We start from the raw sequence: 19,079 nt of genomic DNA, 5'->3' as shown, positions 1-19,079 counted from the left end.
CGGGCTGGCGCCGTCACGGCCGCCGCCGGAGCGGGGACGTCGACGACGCGAGCCGCCGCCCTGCGACGAGCCACCCTGCGAGGAGCTTCCGCCGGAGCGTCCCGCCGGGACGGGACCGGACGTGCCGCGCTCCCCCGCGGACCGGCCTCCGCCACCGCGGCGGGACCGGCCGCCACCGGAGCGGCGTCCGGACGGCTGTGCCGGCTGCTCCTCCGGGGTCGGCAGCACCAGCCCGCCCGGCACCAGGGACCGCTCCCCCGGCGCCAGCTCCTGCAGGATGGGGTGCGTCGGGCCGGGCACCTTGGTGGTGGTCGGGCGGATCTTCGCCGCGCGGGTGAGGGCGCGGACGTCGGCCACCTGGGCGTCGGTCATCAGGGTGACCACCACGCCCTCCGCACCGGCGCGGGCGGTGCGTCCGGAGCGGTGCAGGTAGGCCTTGTGCTCGGCCGGCGGGTCGGCGTGCACCACCAGCGCCACGTCGTCGACGTGGATGCCGCGGGCGGCGATGTCGGTGGCCACCAGCGTCTGGGCCCGTCCGGAGTGGAAGGCGTCCATGTTGCGGGTGCGGGCGTTCTGGCTGAGGTTGCCGTGCAGCTCGACCGCGGGCACGCCGCTGCGGTTGAGCTGGCGCGCCAGCGCCTTGGCGCCGTGCTTGGTGCGGGCGAAGACGACGGTGCGTCCGGGGGCGCTGGCGAGGTCGGTGAGCACCGGCAGGCGCTGCTCGCGCGGCAGGTGCAGCACGTGGTGGCTGATCGCCGGGGCCGCGGTGGCCGGGCCGTCGGTGGAGTGGGTCACCGGGTTGGTGAGGAACCGCTTGACCAGCACGTCGACGCCGCCGTCGAGCGTGGCGGAGAACAGCAGCCGCTGCGCGTCGCGCGGGGTCTGGTCGAGCAGCCGGCGGACCGCCGGGAGGAACCCGAGGTCGGCCATGTGGTCGGCCTCGTCGAGGACGGTGATCTCCACCTCGGCCAGGCTGCAGGCGCGCTGGGAGATGAGGTCCTCCAGCCGGCCCGGGCAGGCGAGCACGACGTCGACGCCGTTGCGCAGGCCGGTGACCTGCGGGTTCTGCCCGACGCCGCCGAAGACGGTCAGCGTGCGCAGCCCGGCCACGTCGGCCAGCGGCTGCAGGGCGGCCTGGATCTGGCCGACCAGCTCGCGGGTGGGAGCGAGCACGAGGGCCCGGGGCGCCTTCGACTTGCGGCGCGTGTCGGAGGCCATCAGCCGAGCCACCAGCGGCAGCAGGAAGGCATAGGTCTTGCCCGACCCGGTGGGACCGCGGCCGAGGACGTCGCGTCCGGCCAGCGAGTCGGCCAGCGTGGCGGCCTGGATCGGGGTGGGGATGGTGATGCCGCGGCCGGCGAGGACGGCGTCCAGGGACGCGGGCAGGCCGAGGCTGGTGAAGGCAGTGGTCACAGGTTTCGCATTCTGCGTCCCGCCAGACGGTACGAACGACACCGCACGGTTCGCGCGGGAGTGAAGCTCTGGGAGCGGAGGAGCAGGAGGCTCGACGTCACCGGACGTCCGGGGCGAGACTGGCCGGACGACCGTCGACCACTCTAGCCGCTCCTCCCGCCGACCGTGCGCGACCACGCCGGCGACCGGCCGTGGAGGCCGCTGCCGTGGGCCCTACACACCGAGCCGTTCGGTCCAGAGCTCCTTGTAGAGGATCCGGTCGCGGGCGTCACCGCTCTCCAAGCCGGTCTCGTACAGGACACCGAGGTGGGTGTCGTCGACCATCACCACATCGGAGTAGCCGGATCGGTCAGAGGTCACCTCGGCCCGTCGCGTCCAGCTGCGGCCGCCGTCGGTCGAGACGAAGACCGACAGGTACTTGCGGGTACGCGGGTGGGTGGGCGCGGCGTAGAGCAGGATGTTGCCGGCCGCGCCCCGCTGGGCGTCGAGGTTCAGCACCGAACCCTGGACGTCGGCGGTGGTCAGCAGGTCGAGCAAGTAGCGGAAGGTGGCACTGGTGAAGGTCTCCCCGCCGTCCTCGCTGACGGCGCACACCCTCGAGTAGGGCATGGACGAGGCCCGCTCGCCCTTCTGTGAACGGCCGATCGCGAGCAGGCTGCCGTCTGCTCGTTCGACCACCCCCACCTCGGAGAAGTGGTCGGCGTCGACCGGCCTGGCGGCCACAGCTCCGCGCCACCAGGTGAGACCCCCGTCGTCGCTGAGGGCCAGGGCACCCTCGTACCGCTGGTCGTGCTGCACGGTGAGCCCGACCACGAGACGACCGGCGTGCGGGCCGTTGGTGATCTCGATCGCGTGCTGCGGGCCGGTGGCGAACCAGCCGAGGTTCGGCAGGTCGGGTTTGAGCTGCTCGGTGAGGTCCCTCGCCTCCGACCAGGTCCGGCCGTGGTCGTCGCTGTGCTGGACGAACGGCAGGCGCAACGTCGGATCTCCCTCGGGGTTGTAGGTCGAGACGAGGACGATCCGCCCGGCGTGCTCGCCACGGCTGAGGACGACGGGTGAGGGATTGCCCCGAGTGGCCCGCACCCCGGGCCGGTCCCAGGGGTCGCCGGCCAGTACCGTCGTCAGCGGCGACCAGGTGTGACCGCGGTCGGAGGAACGGCGGAGCACCAGGTCGGTGGAGGCCTGGTCATCGCACCAGCCGCCTCCCGGCAGTGGGCGACGTGCCTCGGCGAAGGCGAGCAGGTCGCCGTCGGCTGCCAGGATGAGGGCCGGGATGCGGAAGCACTCGAAGCCCTCGGTGTCCCTGTCGAACACCAGCACCCCGGCGTCGGGGATCGGGACGACCCCGGGGTCCTCTGCCGTCGGCGCGGTGGGCATGGTGGTGACGGGCAAGGTCGTTGTCCTCTCGCTCTCGGATGGCTGGCTGGGGTCCGGTGTCGGCTCAGCCCTTGACGGCGCCGGTGAGCACGCCCTTGGCGAAGTGCTTCTGCAGGAAGGGGTAGATGATCAGGATCGGCACGATCGAGATGACCAGGATGGCCATCTGGATGGCGGGCTGGGGTGGGACGACCTCGGAGCCGAGCTCGGCTGATCCCATCTGGACGTCGTTGACCACGTAGGTGCGCAGCACCAGCTGCATCGGCCACTTGGTGGCGTCGTTGATGTAGAGCAGGGCGTTGAAGAACGCGTTCCAGTATCCGACGGCGTAGAACAGGCCGATCACCGCCAGCACCGCCTTCGAGAGCGGCAGGACGATGCGGGTGAAGACGCGGAACTCACTGGCACCGTCGATCTGTGCGCTCTCGGTCAGCTCGCTCGGCAGGTTCATGAAGAAGGCCCGCATCACCACGACGTTGAAGGCGCTCACCATGGTGGGCAGGATCAGCGCCCACAGCGAGTCGAGCAGCCCGACCTGGCGCACGGTCAGGTAGGTCGGGATCATCCCGGGGCTGAAGAGCATCGAGATGAGGAAGATCATCAGGATGACCTTCTTGCCGAAGAGCTCGCGCTGGGCCAGCGCGTAGGCGACCAGGCAGGTGGCGGCGAGGCTGAGCAGGGTGCCACCGATGGTGACGACCAGGCTGACCTGGAGGGCCTGGGTGACGACACCGCCGGCGAATATGGAGCGGTAGGCCTCGAGCGTCGGCTGCGACGGCCACAGCACCAGCCCGCCGGACTGGGCGATCTGCTCCCTGCCCGCCAGTGACGTGGCGAGCACGCCGACGAAGGGCAGGACCACCACGGCGCACAGGACGAGCAGCGCCAGTCCCTTGAGCAGGCGGAGCCCGATAGGCTCGACCGGGACGCCGTGGCGGAGCCGGCGGGTGCGACCCCGGACCGGCGGCGGGGACACCGCCCCGGGTTGGGTGGTCGCGCTCATCGGTAGACCCCTTCCTCGCCGAAGCGGTGAGCGAGCTTGTTGGCGCCGAGCACCAGCAGCACCCCGACGACACCCTTGACCAGACCCACGGCGGCCGAGACGCCCCAGTTCCCGCCGAGCACGCCGTTGTTGTAGACGTAGGTGTCGAGGACCTCACTGACGTTGCGCCCGACGGCGGCCTGCTGCAGCAGGATCTGCTCGAAGCCGACCGACAGCGAGTCGCCGAGTCTGAGGATGAAGAGCAGGATGATGATGCCCTTCAGCCCGGGCAGGGTGACGTGCCACAGCTGACGCCACCGACCAGCACCGTCGACGGCGGCTGCCTCGTACAGGTGGGCGTTGATCTGCGACAGCGCGGCCAGGAAGAGGATGGTGGCCCAGCCGGTGTCCTTCCAGATCACCTGCGAGGTCAGCAGCGCGTAGAACGTGTCGGGGTTGCCGAGGATGCGCACGGCGTCGTAGCCGTTGCTGCGCAGGAAGTTGTTCAGCAGGCCCGAGCCGCCGAGGATCTGCTGGAACAGCGCGACCACCATCACCCAGGACAGGAAGTGCGGCAGGTAGAGCACGCTCTGCACCAGCCGCTTGATGTTCTCCGACAGCAGGCTGTTGAGCAGCAGCGCCAGCAGGATCGGCGCCGGGAAGACGAACACCGACTGCAACGCGGTCAGGATGAGCGTGTTGCGCAGGGCCGCCAGGAACGCCGGGTCACCGTCCCAGATGATCGAGAAGTTCTCCAGACCGTTCCAGGGGCTCTCCCACACCCCGATGTAGGGCTGGTAGTCCTTGAAGGCGATCACGTTGCCGATCAGCGGCAGGTAGTGGAAGACCACGATGATCAGCAGGGCCGGCAGCGTGAACAGCAGGTACATCCGGTCGCGCCACAGCCGCTGGTACCAGGGTCGACGGCGCCTGCGCGGCGGCGGGGAGGAGTCGCGGGGCGCATCGCTCTGCGACTCCGACGGGGCGGGGCGGGTCTGGACCTCAGCCATGGGCCGTGGCGAAGGCCTGCTCGAGCTCGCCGCGGATCTGGTCACCGCCGTCGCGGCGCCAGGTGTCCACCGCCTCCGCCCACGCGCTCACCGGCTCCTCCCCCAGCAGGATCTGGGTCTGCAGGTCGCTCAGCACGCCGTCGATCTGCTTGCCCTGCGAGGAGGCGGTGTCGGAGTACAGGCCGTAGCTGGCGTCGAAGACGAGCTTCGGCTTGAACGCCTGCTCAGTCGCGTACTGCGCCTCGACGACGTCGGGTCTGCCAGGGAGGTAGAGCGCCATCGGCGGGTCGGCGAAGTACTGCAGCCCCAGCCCGCTCTCCACCGAGCCGCGCTTGTTGAGGATCGGGTCGGTGCCCTGCAGCTCGTGGTGCTGACCCTCCACCCCGTACTTCTTGAACAGGTACTCCGCGGTGCCGAACGGGGCGGCCATGAAGTCGGCCACCTTGAGCAGCGTTGTGATGTCGTGGGCGGACTCCTTGTTGAACGAGGTGATGTTGTTCAGCGCGGAGCCCATCCAGATGACGCCCTCGCCACCGTCGAAGCCCGGGGTGTCGAGCATGCGGATCTCGAAACCCTCCTGCTCGAGGTTGTCGGTGTAGAACTGGTTCCAGGCGACGAAGGAGTCCCGGGCGAAGATGCACGTCCCGCCGTTGATCCACTGCTTGCGCGCGGTCGTGCCGGTCGAGAACCCGTCGGGGTTGACGACGCCGGCTTCGACCATCTGCCGCCCGGCCTCCAGCGACTGGGCGTAGGCCTCCTGCTCGTAGGACCGGGTGAACGCCCCGTCCTGCTCGCTCCAGTTGTTGGCGATGCCGAGCATGCCCTGGATGTACTGGATCGGCACCGCGTCCCAGGCCCACTTGTTGGAGCGGGTGTCGGTCAGCTCCTGGCACAGCGCGAGGAAGTCGGCGAAGTCGGTGGGTGCCGGATTGGTGATGCCCTTGGCCTCGACCAGGTCGGCCCGGTAGAGGGGGTTCGACGTGCGGGCCATCGCCCGTGGGACGGGGATCCCCCAGATCCGGCCGTTGAACACGCAGCCACGCCACAGGTCGGGGCTCAGGTTCGCCAGCGCGGGGTACTCCGCCACCGCGTCGCCGGACAACAACTCGGTCAGGTCGTGGAACTTGGCCTCCATCAGGCGGGGCAGCTGGGCGACGTCGGTCGGCACGTAGACCACGTCGGGCAGGTCGCCGCCGGCCACGGTGGTGGCGAACTTGTCGGCATAGCCGTCGGAGGTCAACGCCAGCTGCAGCTCCGAGCCCACCCGCGCGTTCATCTCCTGCCAGTACGCGTTCTGCTCCAGCCCCGGCGGGATGGCGGTGGGGATGCTGCTCATGAACGAGATCGGCTGGCCGTCCCCCGGCGGGCCGTCACTGATCCGGGTCGGGTCGGCCGGGTAGCGCAGGAACCCGTCGAGCAGGATGTCGTCGCCGGGCAGCTCGGGCTGGACCGAGCCGAGCTTCGTGTAGGTCGGGAGCTCGACCTGCTCGTTCAGCTGCTGCTGCTGACCGGCGTCCTGCTCCTGCTGGCAACCACTCGTCAGACCGCTGACGGCGGCCAGCCCGAGCGCGCCGGCGGTGAGGGCGGATCTGCGGCTGAGGCGGAAGCTCACGGGGATCTCCTTCGATCGGGCGTCGTTGCCGTTACTCCCGCACCCTGACATAGTACGTCCCATGTCGCAAGACATCCCATGTCCGCGATCCTCCGGAGCGACCGCGGCGCCGAGCGAGGAGTCGTCCCGATGAGCCAAGAACCGGTCCGCGGAGTCGTGGTCCCCGTCATCACCCCGCTCGACCCGGACGGCCAGGTCGACGAGGCGTCGATGGCCAGCCAGGTGGAGCGCCTGGTCGACGCCGGCGTCCACGGCGTCTTCGTGCTCGGCACCACCGGGGAGTTCCCGTTCCTCACCGACGCCCAACGGGCGCTCGCCGTCCGGGCAGCCCTGGGTGCGGCCGCCGGCCGGATCCCGGTCCTGGTCGGCGTGGCCGACACCGCCACCCCCCGGGTGCTCGACCACGTGGCGGCGGTCGCCGACCTCCCCATCGCCGGTGTGGTGGTGACCGCGCCGTTCTACGCCGCGACCTCCTCACCGGAGATCCGTCAGCACTTCCGCCTGATCCACCGTGAGGTGCCCCAGCTGGCCGTCTACGCCTACGAGAACCCGCCGCGGGTCAACGGCGCCTCACTCAGCACCGCCGACGTGATGGCCCTCGCCGAGGAGGGGGCTATCGTCGGGTTGAAGGACTCCTCCGGATCCGACGCGCGGTTGCGGCAGCACGTGCTCGAGCGTCGGCGCCGCAGCCTGGACGACTTCGTCATCCTGACCGGATCGGAGCTCACCGTGGACTGTGCGCTGCTGATCGGCGTCGACGGGGTGGTGCCCGGGCTGGGCAACGTCGACCCCGCCGGCTTCGTCCGGCTCTACGACGCCGCGCGGGCCGGCGACCTCCTGGCCGCGCGGGCCGAGCAGGAGCGCCTGTTCGAGCTCTTCGACATCGTCACGATCGGCACCGAGCAGCCGATGGGTGGCAGCTCCCGGGCCCTGGGCGCCTTCAAGGCGGCCGTTCAGGCCCTGGGCGGGATCGCGCACCGGTGCACCGCCGCACCCGCCGTCCAGCTGGGCGATGCCGACGTCGCCTCGGTCGTCGCGGTCCTCCGGCGGGCCGGGCTGGAACCGTCGCCGTACGCCGCTCCGGCGGCCGTCACCGATCCAGCCGGGCTGCTGGCGGCGCGATGAGCACGACCCAGAGCACCTCGCGGTCGAGCGCGGCGAGCAACCAGCGCCGCATCCAGGACCGGATCAAGCAGTACGTGCTCGACCACGGTCTCGCCGCCGGCGACCCGATGCCCACCGAGCCCGTGCTGATGGAGGTGCTCGGGGTCTCCCGCAACGCCCTGCGGGAGGCGATGAAGGCGCTGCAGGCCCTCGGCTTCATCGACATCCGCCACGGTTTCGGCACCTATGTCGGCCAGCCGGGTCTGGACCCGCTCCGGGAGAGCCTCACCTTCCGGATGACCCGCTCTCTCGAGGGTGACCTGGCCGAGGTGCGCAACCTGCTCGACGTCCGGCAGGCCCTGGAGGTCGGGTTCGCCGAGGAGGTCGTCGGCTACTACCGCGACCACCCGACCGACGAGCTCGACCGCCTGGTCAGCGTGATGGAGGCCGTCGGCGCGGTCGGCGGCGACTTCCTGCGGGCGGACCTCGACTTCCACCTCGCCCTCTACGCACCCCTGGACAACCCGCTCAGCACCGACCTCCTCACGGTGTTCTGGCGCGCGTTCCACGAGGTGGACCCGCGACTCCCCCAGCCCGACTACTCCCAGAGCGAGAGTGCCCACTGGCACCGCATGCTGCTCGACGCGCTGGTCGCCGGCGACCCGATGCTGTACATGCAGCGGATGCGCGAGCACTTCTCCGGCATCCGGGCCCGGCTCCCGGCCCATCCCCGCGCCGACGGTGCATCCGCGGGCTGACGGCGGCGGGCGGCCGGGAGCGGGCGGGGCTCACCCGAGCCGTTCGGCCGGCATCCCGAGGGCGCTCTCCTCGAAGCTGGTGAAGCGGATCTCGTCGCGGAACCGGACCTCGCCGGCCTCGTAGAGCACCCCGATCCCGCGGCGGGTGCTGACCATGTCGGAGTACCCGGCGTGGTCGGGGTCGATCTCGACGCCGACGGGATCCTCCGACCCGTCCCAGGCCTGCCATGTCCGCCCGTCGTCGTAGGAGCTGCGGACGAACATCCCCTTCGCGTTGTTGTCGATCTTCGGTCTCGCCGGCCCGGCCAGCAGCAGGCGGCTGAAGCCCTGACGCTCGTAGCGGTGCCGCAGGAGCGAGACGTGGATCGAGGGTGCCTGGGCGGTGGAGCGGGTGAAGGCGAACGGTGCCTCCACGTCGTCGTCGGCGAAGCCGTCGCCGTCGGCGTCCTCGGGATCGGTACCGACGAAGGACAGCCCGCCGTCGACACTGACCGCCTGCACGAGGTCGGACACCGAGGTCTCCGGGTCGTCGTAGGGGCCCGAGCGGGCCACCATCGTGACGTGGCCGTCGTCGTCCTCGGCAATCGTCGGCTCGACCAGGGGGATGTCCTGCAGTTGGTACTTCACCGACGCGCCGCTGCGCCAGGTGGTGCCGTGGTCGTCACTGTAGACGATGCGCGCGCCCTGGATGTCGTTCTCGGTCTTGTAGGTGACGGGCACGAGCAGACGGCCGGCGTGCGGCCCACGGGTCAGCTCGATCCCGTGGCCGGGACCCGTCGCGTACCAGTCCTCGGGCCCGGTCGGCGGTTTGACCTCCTCCGACAGGTCCCGCGGGGCCGACCACGTGCGCCCGTCGTCGGTGCTCACCTGCACCTGCGGGGTGCGGGGCCGGATCGTGCTCGCGGTGGGCTGGGAGGTCGTGAACAGGAAGACCGGTCCGGTGGAGTCCGCGACGACGGTCGCGTTGCCGACGCTGCGCGCCCCCTCGGCGTTCCGGAGCACCACCTCGGAGTCGCTCCAGCTCCGCCCGTCGTCGACCGACCGCCGCATGACCACGTCGAAGACCCCCGAGTCCGCGCAGCTGAGGTTGCGGCGCTCGGCGAAGGCGAGCAACGTGCCCTCGCTCGTGCTGGTGACGGCCGGGAGCCGGAAGCAGGTGTCGTCGTCGGGAACACCCTGGGTGCTGACCCACAACGGCTCGGTGCGGAACTCCGCGGTCGGTGGTCCCGCTGTCTCGGCCCGGGCGGCCGGAGGGTCGCCGAGGGTGTGCCCGACGGCCAGGACGACCAGGGAGAGGAGGACCGCGGCGCTGCGGTGGATGCGTGATCTCATGCTTGTTCCATCTGTGTGGGGGTGGTCGAGCCCACGCGGGCAGCGCGCGGACCCGTCTGGCGCCTGTGCGGGCAGCGGCACCCGTCCGGGGGCGTGGCCGGTGTCGGAGGTCCCAGCGACCGTTTCGCCTCCGTTGGCGAAGGGTCGGAAGGTCGACACGGCAGGACCGGGACGCGACGGCGTGCCGCAGCTGCAGGGTGGTGAGGGTGGATCGGGCGTTACCGGTGGGACGGATCCTCAGCCGGCGTGGCCGACAAGCAGTGGCGCTACTCTGACATAGAACGTCCCATGTCCGCAAGGACGCCGTGTGCATCCACCCTTGCGGCTCATATGCCGCAGCCGCGCGTTCAGCCGACGGGAGCGGCGCCGACCACCGACAGCAGCTGCAGCCGCTCGGCGCTCTCGCTGCCCGGGACGGCGGTGTAGACCAGCAGCAGGTGCGACTGCTCCGGGTCGACCAGGGTCTGGCAGGTCAGCTCCAGCAACCCGACCTCGGGGTGGACGAACCGTTTGACCTCCTGCGGGCGCACCCCGACCTCGTGGACGTCCCACAGCCGGCGGAACTCCTCGCTCTCGGCCAGCAGCCGCTCGGCGTACCAGGCCGCCCGCGAACGCGGCCCGCGATGGGTCACCCGCTCCCGCAGCCCGGCGGCGTAGACCCGGGACAGGTGGTCGTGGTCCTGCGGCGCGTAGCGCGCACGGGTGGTCGGATCGGTGAACCAGCGGTAGCCGAGGCTGCGGTCGGGCCCGGTGCGCAGGGACGCGTCGCCGGTGAGGGCGGCGGCCAGCGGGGTCTGGCGCAGCGTCTCGCCGAGCTCGGTGACGATCTCGGCCGGGGTGTCGGTCAGCCGGTCCAGGATGCGTTGCAGCCCGGGGCCGATGTGCTCGCTGTCGGCGCCGCGGGCCGGTGGGTGCTGCCCGGCGAGCCGGAACAGGTGGTCGCGCTCGGCCAGCGAGAGGTGCAGGCCCTGGGCGATCGCGGCCAGCATCTGCTCCGAGGGCTGCGGCCCACGCTCCTGCTCGATCCGGGCGTAGTAGTCGGTCGACATGTGGCACAGCACCGCGACCTCCTCCCGGCGGAGGCCGGTGGTGCGTCGGCGCAGCCCGCGGGGCAGGCCGACGTCCTCCGGTTGCAGGGACTCCCGCCGTCGGCGCAGGAACGCGGCCAGGCCGCTCCGGTCCATCACGTGGCACCTCCTCTCCCCTGTTCCTACCGGACGGCGGGCCCGCGAACCACGGATCGTCGCTCCCCCTCTCCGCCGGACGCCCGAGGCCGCGCCCCACCCGGCCGGCAGGACGCGGACCCAGGACCCGCGGATCAGCAGTCCCTGGATGCCTCCCCGCCGGGACGGCAGCGTGGACGACGTCCCTGGGCGACCGTCACCGGACGGACGTCCCGAACGAAGGAGTCCCCATGTCCCGCACCCGGCTCGACCTCACCGTCCCCGACCTGTCCGGCCGCCGCGCCGTGGTCACCGGCGCCAGCGACGGCGTCGGTCTGGTCCTCGCCACCCGGCTGGCGGCTGCCGGCGCCGAGGTGGTGATGCCCGTGCGCAACCGGCGCAAGGGCGAGGCCGCCGCCGCCCGCATCCGCGAGCAGCAGCCCGACGCGCGGCTGGTGCTGCGCGAGCTCGACCTGTCCTCGCTCGCCTCGGTCGCCGCGCTGACCCGCGCGATGGTGGCCGAGGGCGAGCCCGTGCACGTGCTCATCAACAACGCGGGCGTGATGACCCCGCCGGATCGCCAGACCACCGTGGACGGCCACGAGCTGCAGCTGGGCACCAACCACCTCGGCCACGTCGCGCTGACCACCGGGCTGCTGCCGCTGCTGCGCGCCGGCGGGGCCCGGGTCACCACGCAGATCAGCGTGGCGGCCCGCTCGAACGGCATCCACTGGGAGGACCTGGACTGGGAGCGCACCTACTCCGGTTTCGGCGCCTACAGCTCCTCCAAGATCGCGGTCGGGATGTTCGGACTGGAGCTGGGCCGGCGCAGCGAGGCGGAGGGCTGGGGCATCACCAGCAACCTCTCCCACCCCGGCGTCGCCCCGACCGGGCTGCTGTCGGCCCGGCCCGAGGTCGGCCGTCCGCGCGACACCCCGCAGGTGCGGCTGATCCGGCTGCTGTCGCGGCTCGGCATCGCCGGCACCCCGCAGACCGCCGCCCAGCCGGCCCTCTACGCCGCCACCTCCCCGCAGGCTCGTGGCGGTGCCCTCTACGGGCCGAGCCGGTTCGGCGGCATCAGCGGCCCGCCGACCGAGCAGGCGCTCTACCCGACGCTGACCGACGCCGACGAGGCCCGCCGGGTCTGGGAGACCTCGGCGGACCTCGTCGCGCGGGCGGGGGTCAGGACGTCATGACCCGGGTGTGCAGCGCCTGCACGGCGTAGCGCGCGGCCCAGAACGCGCCGTGCTGCCAGGCCGAGATCTCCGACATCCAGTCCCCGGCGAAGTAGACCTGCCCCTCCCCCTGCTGCAGCTTCTTGAAGCCGGCGGAGGTGGTGTCGGGGTAGGCCCAGGCGCCCTCGATGTAGGGCACCTTGTGCCAGGCGATGGAGAAGGAGGTGTCGAGCTCGGTGCGGTACTTCTCGCCGTGGATCTTGACCCCCTGCTCGACGGCCCGCCGGGTTCGCGCGGACGGGCTGAGGTCGCCGTAGGTGCGGGCGTTGGTGCCGGTGTTGTAGTAGCCGACGATGAGGCCCTTGCGCTCGCCGTAGCCGTAGGACGGGTACCACACGTGGGCCAGGTCCATGTCGGTCTCGGTGATGCCGCCGTAGATGTGGTGGTCCTCCTCCCACCAGCGAGAGCGGTACTGCAGGCCGATCTTGCCCGCCGGCGAGCCGGTGGCGAACTCGCCGAGGGCGGCGTCGACGGTGCTGCCCCAGTTGGTCTCCCACTTCCGCATCAGCCCCGCCGGGGCGGTGACCACGGCGAAGTCGGCCTCGATCCGGCGCTCCTTGCCCTTGCTGGTGTAGGTGACCCGGACGCCGTCGGCGGTGTTCTGCACCCCGCTGACCGGGGAGCTGAGCTGGACGTTCTCCTTGCCGATGGCCCTGACGAAGTAGTCGTAGGTGGTGTCCATGCCGCCCTTGGGCTGGAACATCAGCATCGACTGCTCCCAGTTGATCTCGAAGGGGAAGTACGAGCCCACCTTCGAGGCCAGCACCTCCGAGATCGAGCCGGGGCCGGCCAGCGGGGTGCCGTGCTCGTTCCAGGCCGAGGGGTAGACCTCATAGCCGCGGTTGGCGCCACCGGTGTAGGTGCCCTGCGGGGTGAGGGAGCCCCAGCTGCGCAGGAAGGCGCGCAGGTTCTCCTTGTCGGCGGCGGTGAGCTTCTGGTCCAGCGCACCGGAGTCGGTGGCGTAGGTGAGCAGCTCCGACGTGTAGCCGAAGACGTCGGCCTTGGCCGTCCGGTAGCGGACCGGGTTGCCCGGGGTGGCGCCGCTGCGCTCGTTGTAGATGTAGGCGTCGGCGTTGGCGTTGGTGAACACCTCGAACGGGACGCCCAGCTCGCGCAGGTAGTCCATCGTCACCATCCACTGCGCGATCCGGCCGGCGCCGGCGTTCAGGTAGACGCCGTCGGCGAAGCGGGCGACCTGGCGCACACCGTCGGTGTCGGTCTCGGCGTCCCCGCCGCGGATGGTGAGGGTGCGACCGCCGACCCGGTGCCGGGCCTCGAGGACGGTGACGGCGTAGCCGGCCTTGCGCAGCTCGTAGGCGGTGGCCAGACCGGCCGGTCCGGCGCCGACCACGACGACCTTCTTCGCCTTGCGCCCGGTGGTGCTGAGGTCGCCCTTGCGCGGGGGCGTCCAGGACTCGTTGCGCGGCTGCGCGGCCGCGGTGGGGGCAAGGCCGAGGGCGCCCATCGCGGCGAACATCACCCCCGCGCTGGTGGTGGCGCCGACCGCCTGGAGCAGCTGGCGGCGGGAGACGGCGGGGATCAGCTCATCGGTGCTCATGGGGACCTTTCGGGGGGCACGCCTGGCGGTCGACGTCCCGGGCGTCCGTGCCGGGTCGCCGCCAGTGCTGGCCCGGACGCTAGGGAGGCCCTGTGTCGATCAGGGTCCGCGGTGTTCCGGCTGGGTCACCGTTCGGCGGTCCCGGTAACCGTCGTGTGACGCCGCCGGGACGCGCCTGCTCGAGCGCCGTGGACGGACCCGGGATCGTCACCTGGCGTCACGGCCGCGAAACGCGGCGTGGCTAGCGTCCCGGGCACCCGGACGCCTCTTGCGTCCGGCTCCCTCGCCCGGACGCCACGGCGGCGTCCGCGACCCGCCTGGAGGCACCCATGAAGACCCCCACCAAGATCGCCCTCGCCGTCGCGCTCACCGCGGCCGTGGCCGTCCCCGCCACCGCCGCCGCCGACGGCCGGCTGTTCAAGCCGCGCCCCACCGAGGCGCACTCCTTCGTCACCGGAGACACCCCCTCGATCGCCGACGGGGTCGCGATCGGGCGGATGACCGACTGGTACAAGTCGTCCGGGCTGGGGCCGCGGGCGATGAACACCACCGCCGGGGCGAGCGCCGAGGAGCGCTACATCCCGACCGACGTCTTCCCCGGCGGCGAGCTGCCCGCCGGCGTCACGCTCACCGAGGCCCAGGGCATCAACGTGCTGATGCGGATCGGGGAGAACCTCGAGCGGGCCGGACTGGACTACGACGACGTCATCTCGATGCGGGTGTTCCTGCAGAACCCCGACGGCGAGGAGGCGATGGACTTCGCCGGCTGGAACCGGGCCTACCGCCAGTTCTTCGCCAACACCAACCTCTCCACCGGCAAGACGATGGACGTGCAGCTGGGCACGAAGACGGTCAAGCCGATGGTGGTCAACGAGGCGCGGCCGTCGCGGTTCGCCCTCGAGATCGAGAACCTGCCGGTGGACGGGTGGCTGGTCGAGGTCGAGGTGGACGCGGTCTACCCGCGCTGACCGCAGACCGCACGAGCAGCTGCGACGGGCCGGCTCCGTGCAGGGCCGGCCCGTCGTCGCTCACTCCTCGGAGTAGTCGTGGGCCACCCACGAGGTGGGCCGGATGACGAAGGCCACCAGGCCCTCGCGCATCGGGTACGGCTCCCCGGTGTAGGCCTTGGAGATCTGGTCGACGACCTCCAGACCGCGCTCGCCCTCGAGGCGCTCGACCACCTCGCCGCGGACGCTCGCGTGGCTCAGCGGGTTGCCCGGCACGGTGACCGACAGCGCCACCCGCGGGTCGCGGGCGATGTTGCGGTCCTTGACCGAGCCCTCCTCGGTGAAGATCACCAGGTCGCGCTCGCCGTGGCGGTCGACCCACAGCGGCACCGTGCGCGGGCCGCCGTCCTTGCCGATGGTGGCCAGGTGCGCCACGGCGTCGGTGGTGAAGTACCCCGCTGCCTCGGACCAGTCCGTCATCGTCCTCTCCTCCTGCTCGTCGGTACCACCCGCCTGAGGCGACGGGTCCTGCAGCGACGAACCGCCGCGCCGGGCGGGTTCTTCCCCGGGCTGCGCGACCCGGACCACGGGGCGGGTTCACCGTGGCGCGTGGGCACCGGGGGCCACGAGGCGGGGAACACCGGTGGTGGAGACGAGGACGGCCGCGGCGGCGAAGGGGATGGCGCCCAGCGCGAGCCCGGCCGCGCCGGTGCCACCGACGAGGTGGACGGCCTCGTGCGTGAGGACGAGCTGTGATCCGGTCTGGAACGCGGTGTGGAAGCCGATGGGCATCCACACCGACCCGGTGGTCGCGCGGAGGTAGCCCAGACCGATCCCCATCGCGAGGAAGAGGGAGAGGTCGGCGGGGTGCCAGGTCTGGCGGAGGACCGCGGCGAACACCGTGAACAGCACGGCCTGGGCGATGATGACCCACCAGCCCCGGGTGACCGCGGCCACCGTGGTGGTGACGTGGCCGCGGAAGACCGCTTCCTCCGGGAGCGCCTCGGTGAGCAGCACCGCCAGGAGCAGCAACGGCACGGTCCGGGCGAGCTCGGCGGCGGGGACGGTGACGGTCAACGGCGTGCCGAGGAGCGCGAGGACGACGAACGTCGCGGCGGCGGGGACGACCCAGACGAGGGCGCCCCAGACGGCGAGCCGCCAGCCCGCCCGGATGCTCGTCAGCCCGGCATCGCCCAGGGGCTTCCCCTCCCTGCGGGTCGCCACCAGGACCGCGGCGAGGGCGACGGCACTGATCACGACACCGGCGACGATCCTGGTCGCCAGCGTTCTCGGGTCGGAGGGGCCCTGCGGGGCGGGCAGCAGCCCCGCCAGGATCGTGAGGGCAGCTCCGAGAGGCAGCACGGTGAGGGCGATCCGCCCCGCGACGGAGGCGAACCGGTGGGACGGCGGTCGGGACGAGGTGGTCATGTGCTGCTCCCCCGGTACCGGTGGGCGAGTGCGTGGTAGGCGCGTTTGGGCGTCCAGGTGCCGTCGGCGTGGGCGGAGACGACGCCGTAGCTGGCGAGGTCGAGGTCTCGTCCGGGCTGGTCGGAGGTGGTGAGGGCCGGCTCGCTGAAGCCCCAGACGAAGGTCCCGTCCACCTCGCAGCGGTCGAAGGTGTCGAGGAGCTCGGTGAGGTAGTCGGCCTGCTCCTGCTCGTCGCGGCGCAGGTGCCGGGGCACGGTCGGCTCGCCGCGCCCGCGGAGCACCCCGGCCGCCGTGGAGGCGCGGGCCGCGGCGCCCCGGTAGGTGCAGGAGCCGAACTCGAAGACGTACACGGGTCGGCCGTGCCGGTGCGCGTGCTGCACCAGGGCCCGGGTGTCGTCCTCGAACCGCCAGGCGTTGCGTGCGTCCCGGTAGCGGTCGGCGCCGACGACGTCGAAGACGGACCAGTCGGGGCGCTCCCAATCACCCGCGCCGTAGGAGACGGGCCCGGCGAAGCGCTCCCGGGCGTCGCCGACGAGGTCGCCGAGCAGGCGCCGGAGCCGCCGGTTCGCGATCGGCAGCAACGGCGACGTCACCGCCATCAGCATCGCCCTGGTCCAGAAGGTGGGCCCGGGGAGCAGGCCCGGCGTCGACAGCGTGAGCTCGCAGCCCACCACCAGCCCGGCCGCGGCGCCCGCCGCGCGGAGCCCCTCGGCGGTCGTGGCGGCAGCCCGCACCGCCTCGCGCAGCTCCTCGACAGGTCGGTCGAACGGGCGCGGCTGGAGCCAGACCTCCAACCCCTCCTCCGCCGCGATGCCGGCGGCCCCGCGGAGCCGTCCGGGATCGCTGGCCATGACCAGCACGGCGTCGCAGCCGAGCTCTCGCCGGATGGCCCGGAGGTCGCGGCGGGCACCCTGCTCGGTGAAGCGCGGGTTGCTGTCGAAGACCCTCTCGTAGAGCACACCGGCGTCGTAGCCGATGCCCCGTAGCGGCTCAGTCATCCTGGGCCCGCAGTGCCCTGAGCAGGTACGGCACCACCTGCGCCCGCAGCTCGCCCAGGTCGGCGCCGGGGTGGCGTTGGACCAGGGTGATCGCGTGGTCCAGCACGCTCTCCGTCAGGCCCGTCGCGACCTCGATCGGCATCGACCGGAAGGTGCCCTCGTCCATCCCGGCACGCAGGATGCTGCGCAGCAGGGCGGTGTCCGCGTCGTCGGCGACGAGGTAGAGGGGCGTCCCCTCGGCGGTGCGGTGCGACACCGCGATCTCCACCGCCGCGGCGACCGCCTGACGGTGGACGTCGACGTGCGCGAGGTAGGCATCGGCGTACGCCTGCAGCCGCGCGGCGGGTTCCGAGACCCCGTCGACCGCTGCCACCACCTGCTCGTCGAGCGCGGCGAAGACCGTCTCGACGAGCTCGAGCAGCAGCGCCTCCTTGGCGGAGAAGTAGTAGACCACCGCGCTCTTGGCGATCCGGGCGCGCTTGGCGATCTCGGCCAGCGAGGCGCGGTGGTAGCCGAGCTCGTTCACGGTGGCGACCGCCGCGTCGACCAGCTGCTGACGACGAGCCGTCTCGATGAAGGTCCGCGCGTTCGCGGAGCCGGGCGCCGATCCCTCGAGTCTAGAACGCATGGACTGATTTTAGAACGCTCGGTCTGATTGCGGTAGACCCTTCTCCACCGCCGGCGCCACCTCGGACCAGTCGCCCTCCTCTTCTCCTCCCGTCGTCTGCTGCCCGTCGGAACGGGCCCTCGCCTGGGCGAACCGTCCGTCCGGTTCTTCCCCGACGGTCGGGACGCCCGACCCTGGTGACCCGGGAACGGCCGCGGCGACGCTGCCGGCATGACCTCATCCGCGCTCCCCTCTCCCGCCGTCCCATCAGCCGCACCGTCCTCCCGGCCCGCCGTGCTCGCCGGCTCGGCCGGGATCGTCCTCTTCGTCGCCGGCCAGGCGCTGTTCCCGGTTCTTGCGCCCGACGTCGAGAGCGCCTTCGCCGCGATGCTCGCGCTCCGCGAGCAGCTCCTCCTCTCCCGGCTGCTGACCGCGGCCGGGGCCTTCCTGCTGGTCGCGACCGTGCCACCGCTGGCGGCGCTCGCCCGGGTCCGTGGCCGTCGGCTGCTGCTGGTCGGGCTGGGCCTGCTCGCCACCGGCACCTTCTTCAACGCGCTCAGCCACACCGTCCAGGGTTACGCCGCGTGGGCCACCACCGCGCCGGGGGTCGACGCGGCCGCCGCGATGCCGGCGCTGCTGCACCTCGACGCCGGGCTGGCCGGGCTGCCGGTGTCGTACTGGTCGGTGCCGGTGTTCGGACTCGGTGTCGTGCTCACCGGCGTCGCCCTGCTGGTGGCTCGCACGGTGCCGGTCTGGATGCCGGTGCTGCTGCTCCTCGGTGCCGTGCTCGCCTTCGCCACCGCCGGCCTGGGACCGGTGGTCGCGCTCACCCAGGCCCCGCTGGCCGTCGCCCTCGTCGCGCTGCTCCTCACCTCCGGACGCGGGAGCGGTCGGTCTGGCCTTGTGGTCGCTCCGTCCAGCGTCCACGCTCAGGGGTGATGGGCACCGCCGCAGACCGGAGAGGCCACGCCGTCGGGGCGTCGGTCCTCGCCGGCGCGTGCGCGGCGGCAGCCCTGGGTGCACTCGTCCTCGGTGCCGCCGTCTCCGCGTCCCGCGCCCTCGACTCCCACCTCGCCGAGGACGCCGCGAACGCGGTGGCCTGGTCGGTGGTCGGCGGCGTGCTGGCCCGCCGGGCGGCCGGAGCCAGCATCCTCCCGCTGGTGCTGCTCGTCGCCGCCGTCTCCGCCGCCGCCGCGGTGGGCACCGGGTGGGAGCTGACCGGCGCACCCGGGGCCCAGATCGGCACCTGGTGGAGCGGCTCGACGTGGCTGGTCGGGGCGGTGCTGCCACTGACGGTCGTGCTGCTGCGGGTCAGCCGCGACGGACCGGCCAGCCGGGTCGATCGGCTGGTCACCGCGCTCGCGCTTGCCGGGCTGACGCTCGCCTGCACCGGGGCCGCACTCGGCTGGGCGCCGCCCACGGCGCCGCTCCCGGCCGAACCCGTCACCGGTCCGGCCGCCCTGGCCCCCGTCCTCGTCCCGACCGGGATGGCCACTGTCGCCACCGCCGCGGTGGCCTCGGTGACGGTGCTCGCCGTGCGGCTGCGACGCGCCGA

The 19,079-nt window shown here is 72.3% G+C and carries 18 protein-coding genes; 6 read left to right on the top strand and 12 right to left on the bottom strand.

Going from position 1 to position 19,079, the window contains the following annotated elements; genetic code table 11:
• The 5 genes from DVA66_RS04910 to DVA66_RS04890 all read right to left on the bottom strand — a co-directional run.
• A partial coding sequence (locus DVA66_RS04910) for a DEAD/DEAH box helicase (protein WP_157973839.1) occupies positions 1-1,413 on the bottom strand: 1,413 nt, incomplete at its 3' end.
• A 213-nt stretch (positions 1,414-1,626) separates the two neighbouring features.
• On the bottom strand, positions 1,627-2,805 hold the full coding sequence (locus DVA66_RS04905; protein ID WP_114559051.1) for a sialidase family protein: 1,179 nt from the start codon (positions 2,803-2,805) through the stop codon (positions 1,627-1,629).
• A gap of 49 nt (positions 2,806-2,854) precedes the next feature.
• Positions 2,855-3,793, bottom strand: a complete 939-nt coding sequence (locus DVA66_RS04900) for a carbohydrate ABC transporter permease (protein ID WP_114559050.1) — start codon at positions 3,791-3,793, stop codon at positions 2,855-2,857.
• Entirely contained in the window at positions 3,790-4,782 is a 993-nt protein-coding gene (locus tag DVA66_RS04895; RefSeq protein ID WP_114559049.1) for an ABC transporter permease, read from the bottom strand. The genes DVA66_RS04900 and DVA66_RS04895 overlap by 4 nt, the downstream gene beginning before the upstream one ends.
• Complete coding sequence (locus tag DVA66_RS04890) at positions 4,775-6,394, bottom strand: extracellular solute-binding protein (RefSeq protein WP_232821762.1); 1,620 nt, start codon at positions 6,392-6,394, stop codon at positions 4,775-4,777. The genes DVA66_RS04895 and DVA66_RS04890 overlap by 8 nt, the downstream gene beginning before the upstream one ends.
• A gap of 129 nt (positions 6,395-6,523) precedes the next feature.
• On the opposite strand from DVA66_RS04890, the gene DVA66_RS04885 reads away from it, so the two are divergent.
• Together DVA66_RS04885 and DVA66_RS04880 are read left to right on the top strand one after the other, a co-directional pair.
• Positions 6,524-7,519 carry a dihydrodipicolinate synthase family protein gene (locus DVA66_RS04885; RefSeq protein WP_114559047.1) on the top strand — a complete coding sequence of 332 codons (996 nt, stop codon included), beginning with the start codon at positions 6,524-6,526 and terminating at the stop codon, positions 7,517-7,519.
• Complete coding sequence (locus DVA66_RS04880) at positions 7,516-8,256, top strand: FadR/GntR family transcriptional regulator (RefSeq protein ID WP_114559046.1); 741 nt, start codon at positions 7,516-7,518, stop codon at positions 8,254-8,256. Before DVA66_RS04885 ends, DVA66_RS04880 begins: the two co-directional genes overlap by 4 nt.
• A 30-nt stretch (positions 8,257-8,286) precedes the next feature.
• Here the strand turns inward: DVA66_RS04880 and DVA66_RS04875 are convergent, their stop codons facing one another.
• Positions 8,287-9,588, bottom strand: coding sequence for a sialidase family protein (locus tag DVA66_RS04875; protein WP_114559045.1), 1,302 nt, complete (start codon positions 9,586-9,588; stop codon positions 8,287-8,289).
• Positions 9,589-9,935: 347 nt separating this feature from the next.
• Positions 9,936-10,772: a helix-turn-helix transcriptional regulator gene (locus tag DVA66_RS04870; protein ID WP_198671488.1), complete on the bottom strand. Its 837-nt coding sequence runs from the start codon at positions 10,770-10,772 to the stop codon at positions 9,936-9,938.
• A gap of 230 nt (positions 10,773-11,002) precedes the next feature.
• Between DVA66_RS04870 and DVA66_RS04865 the strand changes: the two genes are divergently transcribed.
• On the top strand, positions 11,003-11,947 hold the full coding sequence (locus tag DVA66_RS04865) for an SDR family oxidoreductase (protein ID WP_114559043.1): 945 nt from the start codon (positions 11,003-11,005) through the stop codon (positions 11,945-11,947).
• Here DVA66_RS04865 and DVA66_RS04860 read toward each other — a convergent pair.
• Positions 11,934-13,544, bottom strand: coding sequence for a flavin monoamine oxidase family protein (locus DVA66_RS04860; RefSeq protein ID WP_114559042.1), 1,611 nt, complete (start codon positions 13,542-13,544; stop codon positions 11,934-11,936). The genes DVA66_RS04865 and DVA66_RS04860 overlap by 14 nt on opposite strands.
• 329 nt (positions 13,545-13,873) lie before the next feature.
• Here DVA66_RS04860 and DVA66_RS04855 point away from each other — a divergent pair, with 329 nt between their 5' ends.
• On the top strand, positions 13,874-14,512 hold the full coding sequence (locus DVA66_RS04855; RefSeq protein WP_114124934.1) for a Rid family hydrolase: 639 nt from the start codon (positions 13,874-13,876) through the stop codon (positions 14,510-14,512).
• A 60-nt stretch (positions 14,513-14,572) separates the two neighbouring features.
• Here the strand turns inward: DVA66_RS04855 and DVA66_RS04850 are convergent, their stop codons facing one another.
• From DVA66_RS04850 to DVA66_RS04835, 4 genes are all read right to left on the bottom strand, one after another.
• Positions 14,573-14,971, bottom strand: a complete 399-nt coding sequence (locus DVA66_RS04850; protein WP_114559041.1) for a pyridoxamine 5'-phosphate oxidase family protein — start codon at positions 14,969-14,971, stop codon at positions 14,573-14,575.
• A gap of 117 nt (positions 14,972-15,088) precedes the next feature.
• The gene (locus DVA66_RS04845; protein ID WP_114559040.1) at positions 15,089-15,919 is read right to left on the bottom strand and encodes a CPBP family intramembrane glutamic endopeptidase; all 831 of its coding nucleotides are present in this window, start codon (positions 15,917-15,919) and stop codon (positions 15,089-15,091) included.
• Positions 15,916-16,917 carry a hypothetical protein gene (locus DVA66_RS04840; RefSeq protein ID WP_114559039.1) on the bottom strand — a complete coding sequence of 334 codons (1,002 nt, stop codon included), beginning with the start codon at positions 16,915-16,917 and terminating at the stop codon, positions 15,916-15,918. Before DVA66_RS04840 ends, DVA66_RS04845 begins: the two co-directional genes overlap by 4 nt.
• On the bottom strand, positions 16,910-17,545 hold the full coding sequence (locus tag DVA66_RS04835; RefSeq protein WP_114559038.1) for a TetR/AcrR family transcriptional regulator: 636 nt from the start codon (positions 17,543-17,545) through the stop codon (positions 16,910-16,912). The genes DVA66_RS04840 and DVA66_RS04835 overlap by 8 nt, the downstream gene beginning before the upstream one ends.
• Positions 17,546-17,755: 210 nt before the next feature.
• On the opposite strand from DVA66_RS04835, the gene DVA66_RS04830 reads away from it, so the two are divergent.
• Both DVA66_RS04830 and DVA66_RS04825 read left to right on the top strand, forming a co-directional pair.
• Positions 17,756-18,463: a hypothetical protein gene (locus DVA66_RS04830; protein WP_157973838.1), complete on the top strand. Its 708-nt coding sequence runs from the start codon at positions 17,756-17,758 to the stop codon at positions 18,461-18,463.
• A partial coding sequence (locus tag DVA66_RS04825) for a hypothetical protein (protein WP_198671487.1) occupies positions 18,463-19,079 on the top strand: 617 nt, incomplete at its 3' end. The genes DVA66_RS04830 and DVA66_RS04825, both read left to right, overlap by 1 nt.

The organism is Desertihabitans aurantiacus (genome assembly GCF_003344635.1).
Lineage (GTDB): Bacteria > Actinomycetota > Actinomycetes > Propionibacteriales > Propionibacteriaceae > Desertihabitans > Desertihabitans aurantiacus.
This window is presented reverse-complemented; position numbering and strand designations above follow the sequence as displayed.